This window comes from Streptomyces globisporus C-1027 (assembly GCF_000261345.2).
GTDB lineage: Bacteria > Actinomycetota > Actinomycetes > Streptomycetales > Streptomycetaceae > Streptomyces > Streptomyces pakalii.
Genome location: NZ_CP013738.1, coordinates 4,620,332 through 4,632,330 on the forward strand (window position 1 = coordinate 4,620,332; position 11,999 = coordinate 4,632,330).

The 11,999-nt window shown below is 72.8% G+C and carries 11 protein-coding genes; 6 read left to right on the forward strand and 5 right to left on the reverse strand.

Annotated elements, in window-relative coordinates:
• Positions 1-2 precede the first annotated feature (2 nt).
• The 5 genes from WQO_RS20275 (at position 3) to WQO_RS20295 (ending at position 6,253) form a co-directional block, all read left to right on the forward strand.
• The gene (locus tag WQO_RS20275) at positions 3-2,024 is read left to right on the forward strand and encodes an ATP-binding protein (RefSeq protein ID WP_010061104.1); all 2,022 of its coding nucleotides are present in this window, start codon (positions 3-5) and stop codon (positions 2,022-2,024) included.
• Positions 2,021-3,190: an acyl-CoA dehydrogenase family protein gene (locus WQO_RS20280; protein ID WP_010061102.1), complete on the forward strand. Its 1,170-nt coding sequence runs from the start codon at positions 2,021-2,023 to the stop codon at positions 3,188-3,190. The genes WQO_RS20275 and WQO_RS20280 overlap by 4 nt, the downstream gene beginning before the upstream one ends.
• Positions 3,191-3,333: 143 nt before the next feature.
• The gene (locus tag WQO_RS20285; RefSeq protein ID WP_010061100.1) at positions 3,334-4,926 is read left to right on the forward strand and encodes a 4-coumarate--CoA ligase family protein; all 1,593 of its coding nucleotides are present in this window, start codon (positions 3,334-3,336) and stop codon (positions 4,924-4,926) included.
• Complete coding sequence (locus WQO_RS20290) at positions 4,923-5,657, forward strand: enoyl-CoA hydratase family protein (RefSeq protein WP_010061098.1); 735 nt, start codon at positions 4,923-4,925, stop codon at positions 5,655-5,657. Before WQO_RS20285 ends, WQO_RS20290 begins: the two co-directional genes overlap by 4 nt.
• A complete protein-coding gene (locus WQO_RS20295) occupies positions 5,645-6,253 on the forward strand; it encodes a TetR/AcrR family transcriptional regulator (protein WP_010061096.1) in 609 nt (202 codons plus the stop codon). Before WQO_RS20290 ends, WQO_RS20295 begins: the two co-directional genes overlap by 13 nt.
• A 290-nt stretch (positions 6,254-6,543) precedes the next feature.
• Here WQO_RS20295 and WQO_RS20300 read toward each other — a convergent pair whose 3' ends face one another.
• The 3 genes from WQO_RS20300 to WQO_RS20310 form a co-directional block, all read right to left on the reverse strand.
• The gene (locus WQO_RS20300) at positions 6,544-7,740 is read right to left on the reverse strand and encodes an alanine--tRNA ligase-related protein (protein WP_010061094.1); all 1,197 of its coding nucleotides are present in this window, start codon (positions 7,738-7,740) and stop codon (positions 6,544-6,546) included.
• A 265-nt stretch (positions 7,741-8,005) separates the two neighbouring features.
• Entirely contained in the window at positions 8,006-8,734 is a 729-nt protein-coding gene (locus WQO_RS20305) for a nucleoside/nucleotide kinase family protein (protein ID WP_010061091.1), read from the reverse strand.
• Positions 8,721-9,332 carry a helix-turn-helix domain-containing protein gene (locus WQO_RS20310; RefSeq protein ID WP_010061089.1) on the reverse strand — a complete coding sequence of 204 codons (612 nt, stop codon included), beginning with the start codon at positions 9,330-9,332 and terminating at the stop codon, positions 8,721-8,723. The genes WQO_RS20305 and WQO_RS20310 overlap by 14 nt, the downstream gene beginning before the upstream one ends.
• A 110-nt stretch (positions 9,333-9,442) precedes the next feature.
• Here WQO_RS20310 and WQO_RS20315 point away from each other — a divergent pair, with 110 nt between their 5' ends.
• Positions 9,443-10,117 (forward strand): SAM-dependent methyltransferase, encoded by a 675-nt coding sequence (locus WQO_RS20315; protein WP_010061087.1) that lies wholly within the window; start codon positions 9,443-9,445, stop codon positions 10,115-10,117.
• Positions 10,118-10,164: 47 nt separating this feature from the next.
• Here the strand turns inward: WQO_RS20315 and WQO_RS20320 are convergent, their stop codons facing one another.
• Positions 10,165-10,707: a VOC family protein gene (locus WQO_RS20320; RefSeq protein WP_010061085.1), complete on the reverse strand. Its 543-nt coding sequence runs from the start codon at positions 10,705-10,707 to the stop codon at positions 10,165-10,167.
• A 98-nt stretch (positions 10,708-10,805) separates the two neighbouring features.
• A complete protein-coding gene (locus tag WQO_RS20325) occupies positions 10,806-11,909 on the reverse strand; it encodes a citrate synthase 2 (protein ID WP_010061084.1) in 1,104 nt (367 codons plus the stop codon).
• Between the last annotated feature and the right edge of the window lie 90 nt (positions 11,910-11,999).

Below are 11,999 nucleotides of genomic sequence, written 5' to 3' on the forward strand. Positions count from 1 at the left end.
ACATGACCATCACCACGTTGCTCGTCGCCAACCGGGGCGAGATCGCCTGCCGGATCTTCCGCACCTGCCGCGACCTGGGCATCACCACGGTCGCCGTGTACTCCGACGCGGACGCCGACGCCCTGCACGTACGGGAGGCGGACCTCGCCGTACGGCTGCCGGGCGCGGCCCCCGCCGACACGTATCTGCGCGGCGACCTCGTCGTGGCCGCAGCGCGGGCCGCCGGGGCGGACGCCGTGCACCCCGGCTACGGCTTCCTCTCCGAGAACGCCGCGTTCGCCGCCGCCGTGCAGGACGCGGGGCTCGTGTGGGTGGGCCCGCCGGTGAAGGCCATCGAGCTGATGGCCTCCAAGACCCGGGCCAAGGAGCTGATGGCGGGGGCCGGGGTGCCGTTGCTGGCCCCGGTCGACCCGGCGACGGCGGGCCCCGGCGACCTGCCGCTCCTGCTGAAGGCGGCGGCGGGCGGCGGTGGACGCGGCATGCGGATCGTCCGCGAACTCGACACACTGCCCGGCGAGTTGCTGGCGGCCGCCGCCGAGGCCGCCTCCGCCTTCGGGGACGGTGAGGTGTTCGCCGAGCCGTACGTGGAGCGCGGCCGGCACGTCGAGGTCCAGGTGATGGCGGACGCGCACGACACCGTGTGGGCGCTCGGCACCCGGGACTGCTCGCTCCAGCGCCGCCACCAGAAGGTCATCGAGGAGGCCCCGGCGCCCGGCCTGGACGACGCCCTGCGCACCCGGCTCAACGAAGCGGCGGTGGCGGCAGCCCGTGCCGTGGACTACCGGGGCGCGGGCACCGTGGAGTTCCTGGTCTCCGCCGAGGGCCGCCCGTACTTCCTGGAGATGAACACCCGCCTCCAGGTCGAACACCCCGTCACAGAGGCCGTGTTCGGGCTCGACCTCGTCGCCCTGCAACTACGCGTGGCGGAGGGCGAGCCGCTGCCGGCCCCCGAGCCCCCGCCGACGTCCGGCCACGCGGTGGAGGCCCGGCTCTACGCCGAGGACCCGGCCCGCGACTGGCAGCCGCAGACCGGCGCGCTGCTCACCCTGGAGGTGCCGGAGGGGCCCGGTCTGCGCCTGGACACCGGGTACACCGGCGGCGACACCATCGGCGTGCACTACGACCCGATGATCGCCAAGGTGATCGCCCACGCCCCGACCCGTACCGAGGCCGTCCGCCTGCTGGCCCGCGCGCTGGAGCGGGCCCGCATCCACGGCCCGGTCACCAACCGCGACCTGCTCGTACGCTCGCTGCGCCACCCGGACTTCGCGGCGGCCCGCCTGGACACCGGGTTCTACGACCGGCACCTGGCCGACCTCACCGCCCCGGGAGCCGGTGACCCCGCCACCGCCGCCCTCGCCGCGACCCTGGCGGAAGCCGTGCGGGGTCCGGAAGCCGTACGCGGAGCGCAAGCCGTACGTCCCACGCGCCCCGGAGGCCCCGCCCCGGCCCGCTTCGGAGCCTGGCGCAACGTGCCATCGCAGCCCCAGCGCAAGCGCTACCGCAGCGAACCCGACGGCACGGAGCACGAGGTCGCCTACCGCACCCTGCGCACCGGGACCCCGGAACCGCACGAGACCCCCGGCACCCGGGTCCTGACCGCCACCCCCGACCGCGTCACGCTCGAAATCGAGGGCGTGACACGGCACTTCGCCATCACCACCCACGCCGACCGGGTCCACGTGGACGCCACCGACGCCTCGTACACCTTCACCGCCCTGCCCCGCTTCACCGACCCCGCCACGCACACCGCCCCCGGCTCCCTGCTCGCCCCGATGCCCGGCACCGTCGTCCGCCTCGCGGAGGGCCTGGCCGCCGGGGTCACCGTCGAGGCCGGGCAGCCGCTGATCTGGCTGGAGGCGATGAAGATGGAGCACCGCATCCTCGCGCCCGCCTCCGGCACCCTCACCGCCCTGCACGCCGCGCCCGGCCACCAGGTCGAGGTCGGCGCGCTGCTCGCCGTGGTCCAGGAGGACCCGGCCGCCACCCCCGTACCCGTTCCCGTACCGGAGGAGACCGCATGAGCACCGCACGCACCGCCCTCGAAACCGAAGAGCACCAGGCCCTGCGCGCAGCCGTCGCCGCCCTCGGGAAGCGGTACGGGCGCGACTACATGACCACCGTCATCCGCGAGGGCACGCACACCGACGAACTGTGGGCGGAGGCCGCGAAGCTCGGGTACCTCGGGGTGAACCTCCCCGAGGAGTACGGCGGCGGGGGCGGCGGCATGGCCGAACTCTCCATCGTGCTGGAGGAGTTGGGTGCGGCCGGATCGCCGCTGCTGATGATGATCGTGTCGCCCGCGATCTGCGGCACGGTGATCGCCCGCTTCGGTACGGAGGGGCAGAAGCGGACGTGGCTGCCGGGCCTGGCCGACGGCTCCCTCACCATGGCCTTCGGCATCACCGAGCCCGACGCCGGATCGAACTCCCACCGCATCACCACCACCGCCCGCCGCGACGGCGACGACTGGGTCCTCACCGGACGCAAGGTCTTCGTCTCCGGTGTCGACATAGCCGACGCCACGCTGATCGTGGGCCGGACCGAGGACGCCCGCTCCGGGAAGCTGAAGCCCTGCCTGTTCATCGTCCCCCGCGAGTCCCCCGGGTTCGGCCGGAACCAGATCGACATGGAACTCCACGCCCCCGAGAAGCAGTTCGAGCTGGTCCTCGACGACGTACGGCTGCCGGCGGACGCCTTGGTCGGCGACGAGGACGCGGGTCTGCTCCAGCTCTTCGCCGGGCTGAACCCCGAGCGGATCATGACGGCCGCGTTCGGCATCGGGATGGGCCGCTTCGCGCTCTCCAGGGCCGTCGAGTACGCCCGTACCCGCCAGGTCTGGAAGGACCCCATCGGCGCCCACCAGGCCATCGCGCACCCGCTCGCCACCGCGCACATCGACCTGGAGCTGTCGCGCCTGATGATGCAGAAGGCGGCCCGGCTGTACGACGAGGGCGACGACATCGGGGCGGGCGAGGCGGCCAACATGGCGAAGTACGCGGCCGGGGAGGCGTGTGTGAAGGCCGTCGACCAGGCGGTGCACACCCTCGGCGGCAACGGCCTGACCCGGGAGTACGGCCTCGCGTCCCTGATCACCGCGTCGCGGGTGGCCCGGATCGCCCCGGTCAGCCGGGAGATGATCCTGAACTACGTCTCGCACCAGTCGCTGGGCCTGCCGAAGTCGTACTAGCCCCGTTCTCCCTGTCGGGAGAGAAACGCGTCCGCCCCCTCCCCATCCCTCCCCCACAGGGGTGATTCTGACCCTCCACACCCGCACGGCGTCCCGCGCCGCCACCCGGGCGGCGCGGGCGACCGCGACGACAGGGGACCGCCATGGTGTTCCGCAGCGAGTACGCAGACGTAACGGCCCTCGACACGCCCATCCACGACGCGGTTCTCGGCGGGGCCGCCGGGTTCGGTGACACCGTCGCCCTGATCGACGGGACGAACGGCATGTCCCTCACGTACGCCCAACTCGACGGATTCCACCGGCGGATCGCCGCCGCGCTCGCCGAGGCGGGGCTCAGGAAGGGCGACGTCCTCGCCCTGCACAGCCCGAACACCATCGCCTACCCCGCCGTCTTCTACGGGGCCACCCGCGCCGGAGCCTCGGTCACCACGGTCCACCCACTGGCCACACCCGAGGAGTTCGCCAAGCAGCTCGCGGACAGCGGGGCGAAGTGGATCGTCACGGTCTCCCCGCTCCTGGCCACGGCCCGCCGCGCGGCCGAACTGACGGGCCGAGTACGGGAGATCTACGTCTGCGACCAGGCGGAGGGCCACACCTCCATCCTGGACATGCTGTCCTCCACGGCCCCCGAGCCGGAGATCGCGATCGACGCCGGCGAGGACGTGGCGGCCCTCCCGTACAGCTCCGGCACGACGGGCACGCCCAAGGGCGTGATGCTGACGCACCGGTCGATCGCGACCAATCTGGAGCAGCTGAGACCGTTCATCCCGATGGGCGAGGGCGACCGCATCCTGGCGGTGTTGCCGTTCTTCCACATCTACGGCCTGACGGCCCTGATGAACGTCCCGCTGCGCTGCGGCTCGACGGTCGTCGTGCTGCCCCGCTTCGACCTGGCCCAGTTCCTGGAGGCCATCCAGACGCACCGCATCTCCGGTCTGTACGTGGCTCCGCCGATCGTCCTGGCACTGGCGAAGCACCCGCTGGTGGGGGAGTACGACCTCTCCTCGCTCCAGTACATCGTCAGCGCCGCCGCCCCGCTGGACGCCGAACTGGCGGAGGCGTGTTCGGCCCGGCTGGGGGTGCCGCCGGTGCGGCAGGCGTACGGGATGACGGAGCTGTCGCCCGGTACGCACGTGGTGCCGCTCTCCGTCGAGCAGCCGCCGCCGGGCACGGTCGGCAAGCTGCTGCCGGGCACCGAGATGCGGATCGTGTCGCTGGAGGACCCGGCGAAGGACGCGGAGCCGGGGACGGACGGCGAGATCCTGATCCGGGGCCCGCAGGTGATGAAGGGCTACCTGGGCCGCGCGGACGCCACGGCCGCGATGATCGACGAGGACGGCTGGGTGCACACGGGCGACGTCGGCCGGGTGGACGAGGACGGCTGGCTGTACGTCGTCGACCGGGTGAAGGAGCTGATCAAGTACAAGGGCTACCAGGTCGCCCCCGCCGAGCTGGAGGCCCTGCTCCTCACCCATGAGGAGGTCGCGGACGCGGCGGTGATCGGGGTGTACGACGCGGAGGGCAACGAGGTCCCGAAGGCGTTCCTGGTCCGGGGACCGGGGGCGGAGGCCCTGACGGAGGACGAGGTGATGGCGTACGTCGCCGAGCGCGTCTCCCCCTACAAGAAGGTGCGGCGGGCCGAGTTCATCGAGGCGGTGCCGCGGGCGGCCTCGGGCAAGATCCTCCGGCGCGAGCTGCGCGACCGCGAGAAGACGGAGAGGACGGACGGGACGTGACCGTGATCGTACGGACGGGGGAGCGGGGCATCGCGACCCTGACGCTGGACTCCCCGGCCAACCGCAACGCGCTGTCGGCCGCGCTGGTCGGGGAGTTGCGCGCCGCCCTGGCGGACTGTGCGGCCGACGAGACCGTACGGGCGGTGGTGCTGACCCACACGGGTTCGACGTTCTGCGCCGGGGCGGATCTGAAGGCCCCGCCGGACCCGGAGGCGTTCGTGGGCCTGATGCGGGAGGTCGTGGCGCTGCCGAAGCCCGTGGTGGCCCGGGTGACCGGCCATGTCCGGGCGGGCGGCCTGGGCCTGCTGGCGGCGTGCGACATCGCGGTGGCGGGCGAGGGGTCGTCCTTCGCCCTCACCGAGTCCCGCCTGGGCCTGGCCCCGGCGGTGATCTCCCTCACCCTGCTCCCGCGCGTGGACCGTACGGCGGCGAACCGCTACTACCTCACCGGGGAGCGGTTCGACGCGGCGGAGGCGGCGAGGACCGGACTGGTCACGGTGGCCGCCGAGGACGTGGACAAAGCCCTCTCACCCGTCCTGGACGGCCTGCGCCGGGCCTCGCCCCAGGGGCTGGCCGCATCGAAGGAGCTGGTCACGGCTACGGTGCTGAGGAGCTTCGACCAGTACGCCGAAGACCTCATCGCCCGATCCGCCGCGTTGTTCGCCTCCGACGAGGCGAGGGAGGGGATGACGGCCTTCCTCGAACGACGGGACCCGGCATGGGTGCGGTGACCTCTTCCTCCTCTGCTCCCCGGGCCGCTCACGCGCCCAAGCAGGACCGCAGCCGGGCGACGCGGCAGCGGCTCCTGGAGGCGGCGGTGGCCTGCCTGGCCGAACACGGCTGGGCGGGCTCCACCGTCTCCGTCGTCGCCGAACGGGCCGGCGTCTCGCGCGGCGCGGCCCAGCACCACTTCCCGACCCGCGAGGACCTGTTCACCGGCGCGGTGGAGTACGTCGCCGAGGAACGCTCCGCCGCCCTGCGCGCGCTCCCCGTCCAGGGCCGCGCCGAGGTGGTCGCGGCCCTGGTCGACCTCTACACGGGCCCGCTGTTCCGGGCGGCACTCCAGCTCTGGGTGGCCGCCTCCAACGAGGCCCAACTCCGCCCGCGCGTCACGGAACTGGAGGCGCGGGTGGGCCGCGAGACCCACCGCATCGCGGTGGAACTCCTCGGCGCGGACGAGTCCCGCCCCGGCACCCGCGAAACGGTCCAGGGCCTCCTGGACATGGCCCGCGGCCTGGGCCTCGCCAACCTCCTCACCGACGACACGGCCCGCCGGGAGCGGGTGGTGGCGCAGTGGGCGGCGCTGGTGGAGGAGGGGCTGGGGTGAGGGTTCGCGGGGGCCTTCTGGTCACTCGCTCGGCGGCCGGGACGCGTCTGCTTGAGCGTGCCTGCCTCGTACAGAAAGCGGCCCACCGCGGCCAGGTCGTCGGTCACGACCCTCTCCTCTGACGCCATCCGTTCGGGACGACGCCGTAACCACCAAGTCGTCCTTGGCGCAGATGCCCGACTCAGCCGTTCGATCATTACGGGACAGGTCTTGGGTGCCACTGTCCGAAGCGACCCGCCGGCCCAGTTGGCGGGCCGTCTCGGGATTCCCGACATCAGCTCTGCTCGCCCTTACTCCTCACGCAGGCTCGTCACCAGGTCGCGGGGCAGCCCGTGCGTGTCGTACAGGTAGTGGAAGTCCTCCTCGGACAGGGGGCCTTGGAAGCGGGGGCGGGTGAGTACGGTGCGGCCGCGTTCCAGCAGGTGGCCGAAGCGCTGCTCCTCGTCGAGGAGGGTCCGGAGCACGTCGGCCGGGCGGACGTCCTGGCGGAAGTGGTCCAGGGTGTGCCGGACCAGGTCCTCCGGCAGGTCCCCGAGGCTGCGTGAGGCGTCCTGCCGCCACAGCACGGTGAGCACCCGGCGGACCAGGCGGCGCAGCACGTAACCCCGGCCGGTACTGGACGGGCGCACGCCGTCGCCGAGCACCACGACGGCCGAGCGCAGATGGTCGCTGACCAGGCGGAGTCCGGGCTCCTCCAGGGGCCACAGGGGCGGTACGAGGCGGCGCCACGGGTCGAAGACGTCGCAGGCGAAGACGGACCGCTTGCCCTGGAGCAGGGCGGCCAGGCGCTCCAGGCCGAGGCCGGTGTCGACGTTGCGCTGGGGGAGCGGCACCAGGGAGCCGTCTCCGTGTCGGCGGTAGGTCATCGTCACGTGGTTCCACACCTCCACCCAGCGGTCGTCGCGGGTGGGCGTCGACTGCGGCGGGCCCTCACCGCTCCAGAGGAAGATCTCCGAATCGGGGCCGCAGGGGCCGACGGGGCCGTCACCCCCGTTGTCGTCGACGCTCTTCGGCCACCAGTTGTCCTCCACCGTGAGCTCCACGGGGACGCCGAGGCCCTGCCACAGTTCGAGGGAATCGGTGTCCGGCCCTGTTCCTGTCCGGTCGTCGCCGGCGTAGACCGTGGCGTGCAGCAGGCCGGGGTCGATGCCCAGGCCCTCGGTGAGCAGCCCGTACCCCCAGTCGAGGCTGAGCGGACCCCCGTAGTCGCCCAGCGACCAGGTGCCCAGCATCTCGAAGACCGTCAGGTGCGTGGCGTCCCCGACCTCGTCCAGGTCCGTGGTGCGCAGACAGCGCTGCACGTTGACCAGGCGCTTCCCGAGAGGGTGCGGTCGGCCTTCCAGGTACGGGGTGAGCGGGTGCATGCCGGAGGTCGTGAAGAGGACCGGGTCGCCGGGGGGTGGCAGCAGGGTCGAGCCGGTGATCCGGCGGTGGCCGCGTTCTTCGTAGTACTCGACGAACGTCCTGATGAGCTGGTCCGTACGCATGGGGGTGGCTCCTTCGCGGGGCAGCGGGGGAGGCACCGGAGAACGGGACCGTTCAGTCACCCGGCCGGGGCCAGAGGCTCCGCGGCACTACCGACGGACCGTTTCCGGTCGCCGGGGGGAAGAGGACGTCAGGCGGCGGCAACCGGCGAGCTGGTCGCTCGCGCGGTCGCGGTGGTGGTGCTTCGGCCGGTGACGTTCATACGGGTGACGATAGCGCGGGTCGGCCCATGGAGGCATCCGCATTTCCCGCCGCCGGAACAGCGGGTCAGCCCCTGATCAGCCTCGGCCTCGCGAAGTCCGTGTTGTCGACGATCACGTCCATCCTCGGCAGCGGGTCCACCTCGTCGAGGTAGAGACGCTCCGCCACCAGGTACCGGTTTCGGTGGATCGCCTCCGCGTCCGAGCCCGCCCAGTCCTGGTCGCGTTCCGCGCCGCGGCGTACGGAGAGTCCGGCGTCCACGTCCATCCAGATCCGGAAGTCCCAGTACGCGTCGATCTCCGGCCGGAAGGCAAAGACGCCGTCCACGATCAGGACCGCGTCCGGGGCGAGCGGGGTCGTTTCGGCCGCGTGGCTCTCCTGCGTCAGCGGGTCGATCGAGCACAGGGCGCACGACTCCGCCTCCGGCGATCGGGCGGGGTCCAGCAGGAGGCGCTTGGCCGAGGCGTAGTCGTACGCGTTGCGGTAGTAGCCCTCGCCCGACTCCCGGTCGTACAGGTGCCGGTCCTTCCACGGGTTCTTGAAGTCGTCCAGTGTGGCCCGGAGCACCGGGCGGCCCGACTCGGCTACCTGCGCGGCCAGTTCGTGGCCGAAGCTCGTCTTCCCCGCCGCCGTGAAGCCGTCGATGCCGACCAGGAGCCGGCCCCGCCCTCGGTCCCGGATGCGTTCCGCGATGGCCTCCGTCAGCGCGCTGCGTTCCGCCGACGCCGGTGCGGGGTGCGGCTGTTGCCAGGTCGAGGGCGAGTGGCTGACGGCTGCGGGCTCACGGGGTTCCATCCGCCGATCCTCGCAAAGGCTCCTGGCGGGCCCTCAGGTGGGCCCGTTCGCCCTGGTGGCCGAAGAGGACGAGCAGTTCCACGGTGCGGTCGTCGTCGGGGCCGAGCCAGTGCGGGACATGCGTGTCGAACTCGGCCGCCTCGCCGGGCTTCAGGACGAGCGTTCGCTCGCCCAGGATCAGGCGGAGCCGGCCGGCCAGGACGTACAGCCACTCGAAGCCCTCATGGGTCCGCAGGGTCGGTTCAGCGCCCGCCGGGCTCGGGCGGATCAGCAGCTTGTGGGCCTGGACCCCGCCCGGGCGGCTCAGCGGTGCGTACGTGAGGCCGTCCCGCGTCACCGGGCGGAGGTGGATGCGCGGATCGCCCGTTCGGGGTGCGCCCACCAGTTCGTCCAGCGGGACCGCGTGGACCTCCGCCAGCGGCAGCAGCATCTCCAGCGTCGGCTTGCGCGTACCGCCCTCCAGGCGGGACAGGGTGCTCTCGTTGATCCCGGTCCGCTCCGCCAGCTCGGCCAGCGTCATGCCGTTCCGGCGTCGCAGCTCGCGCAGGCGGGGGCCCACCGCCGCCAGGACGTCGTCCTTGCTTCCCGTGTCTCCCATGGCCCCAGGTTGCCGAAACGGCATGGAAGCTTGCAAGGGCGGCAGGCCGCGGCGCACCTTCCTTCCAAGAAGCAGGGGAACAGGGAAACAGGGAACGAAAGGGATTCGCCGTGAGCAGCGACACCACCCGTGCCACCGAGACCACCGACTCCGCCGCGTTCTGGGAGAACCACTACGCCGGCATCGACCCGCAGTGGGGCACCCGGCCCAACGCCGTCCTCGCCGAGGTCGTCACCGCCCTGGCCCCCGCGCCGGGCGTCGGCGGCGGTCGTGCGCTCGACCTCGGCTGCGGGCACGGCGGCGACGCCCTCTGGCTCGCCGCGCTCGGCTGGGACGTCACCGCCGTCGACGTCTCGGCGACCGCCCTGGAGCGCGTCACCGCAGGGGCTGACGCGGCCGGACTGACCGACCGCGTCCACCCGAGCCGGCACGACCTCGCCCGGTCCTTCCCCGACGGGGCCTACGAGCTCGTCACCGCGAGCTACTTCCACACCCCTGTGGAGATCCCGCGGGACCAGGTCCTCCGGCGCGCCGCCGAAGCCGTCGTCCCCGGCGGCCTCCTGGTCCTGGTCGAGCACGCCTCGCTCGCCCCCTGGTCCTGGCGGGACGGCCACGAGGACGTGACGTTCCCCAGCCCCGACGACGTGCTCGCGTCCCTGCGGCTCGGCGACGGATGGCGCACCGAGCGCTGCCACGCGCCGGAGCGGACCGCCACCGGGCCCGGCGGCGAGACGGCGACCGTGACCGACAACGTCATCGCCGTCCGCCGCGTCCACCAGGGCTGAGGCACGTCGGGAGCCGGGCCCGCCGGAGCGCGCACGTCAAAGCCGCGTCACGTCAGCGTGTCCGGCTCCGCCTGCCGTGGCGGGGCCGTCGGGGCGGACGGGTCCGGGGCCACCGCGTCCTGGATCGTCAGCCGGTCCTGCTCGGCGATCTCCCGCGTCTGCTCCGCCACCCACTCGGGGCTGATCGCCGGGGGTTCGCCCGGGGCCCCTTCGTTCACGAACAGGCAGAACGGGTGGCCCACCGGGTCGAACAGCACCCGTACGTCGTGCTGCGGCTGGAACTGTGCCGGTGTCGCGCCCTCCGCGACCGCGTGGGCCACGGCCGTCTCCAGGTCCGTCACCTCGAAGTCCAGGTGCAGCATCATCAGCTGGTCGCCGGGGGAGGCGGGCCAGGCCGGGGGCACGTACGCCCTGTCCGTCTGGAAGCCCAGGCCCGAGCCGCCGCCGGGTGGCAGCAGCTTCACCCAGCCGGGCTCCTCCTGCACGGTCTCCCACCCCAGGAGGCGGCGGTAGAAGTCCGCCAACTCCGCCGCGTCCGGGGCGTCGAGAACCGTGCTGGACAGGGTCAGGGACGGGCGGGGCGTGCTCATGGTCTGCCTCCTCGTGCCGGGAATGCGCCGGAAACGTGCCGGTACGCCTACCCCGCACCGGCACGTTCACCGCCCCGGGAACGCCCCCGCCCCCCGGCTCAGCCCGCGACGATGTCCTCGTACCCGCTGATCTCGCGCGGGTTCCGCGTGCCCGGGCCCACGTACGTCGCCGACGGGCGGACCAGGCGGCCCGTGCGCTTCTGCTCCAGGATGTGCGCCGACCAGCCCGCCGTACGGGCACACGTGAACATCGACGTGAACATGTGCGCGGGGACCTCCGCGAAGTCCAGCACGATCGCCGCCCAGAACTCCACGTTCGTCGCCAGGACCCGGTCCGGGCGGCGGTTGTGCAGCTCCTCCAGGGCCGCCTTCTCCAGCGCCTCCGCCACCTCGAAGCGCGGGGCGGCCAGTTCGCGGGCCGTGCGGCGCAGGACGCGGGCGCGCGGGTCCTCGGCGCGGTAGACGCGGTGGCCGAAGCCCATCAGGCGCTCGCCCCGGTCCAGGGCCTGCTTCACGTACGCGGTCGCGTCGCCCGTCCGCTCGATCTCCTCGATCATGCCGAGGACCCGGGACGGGGCGCCGCCGTGCAGCGGGCCCGACATCGCGCCCACCGCTCCGGACAGGGCGGCCGCGACGTCCGCGCCCGTCGAGGCGATGACCCGGGCCGTGAACGTCGAGGCGTTCATGCCGTGCTCCGCCGCCGACGTCCAGTACGCGTCGACTGCCTTCACGTGCTTCGGGTCCGGCTCGCCGCGCCAGCGGATCATGAAGCGCTCGACGACCGAGTGGGCTTTGTCGATCTCGCTCTGGGGCACCATCGGCAGCCCCTGGCCGCGCGCCGACTGGGCGACGTACGACAGGGCCATCACCGCGGCCCGCGCCAGGTCGTCCCGGGCGGTCGCCTCGTCGATGTCCAGCAGCGGCTTCAGGCCCCAGACCGGGGCGAGCATCGCCAGCGCGGACTGGACGTCGACCCGGATGTCACCCGAGTGCACGGGGATCGGGAACGGCTCGGCGGGCGGCAGGCCGGGGTTGAACGCCCCGTCCACCAGCAGGCCCCACACGTTGCCGAAGGAGACGTGACCGACCAGATCCTCGATGTCGACCCCGCGATAACGGAGCGAACCGCCTTCCTTGTCCGGTTCGGCGATCTCCGTTTCGAACGCGACGACTCCCTCAAGACCGGGTACGAAGTCGGACATCAGGCGGCTCCCTCAGTTCGGCGGGCGACGGGCGGTGCGCGGCGTGCTGGGCTGTGCGGAAGCCACAGCGGCCTGCCCCAAGATATTGGC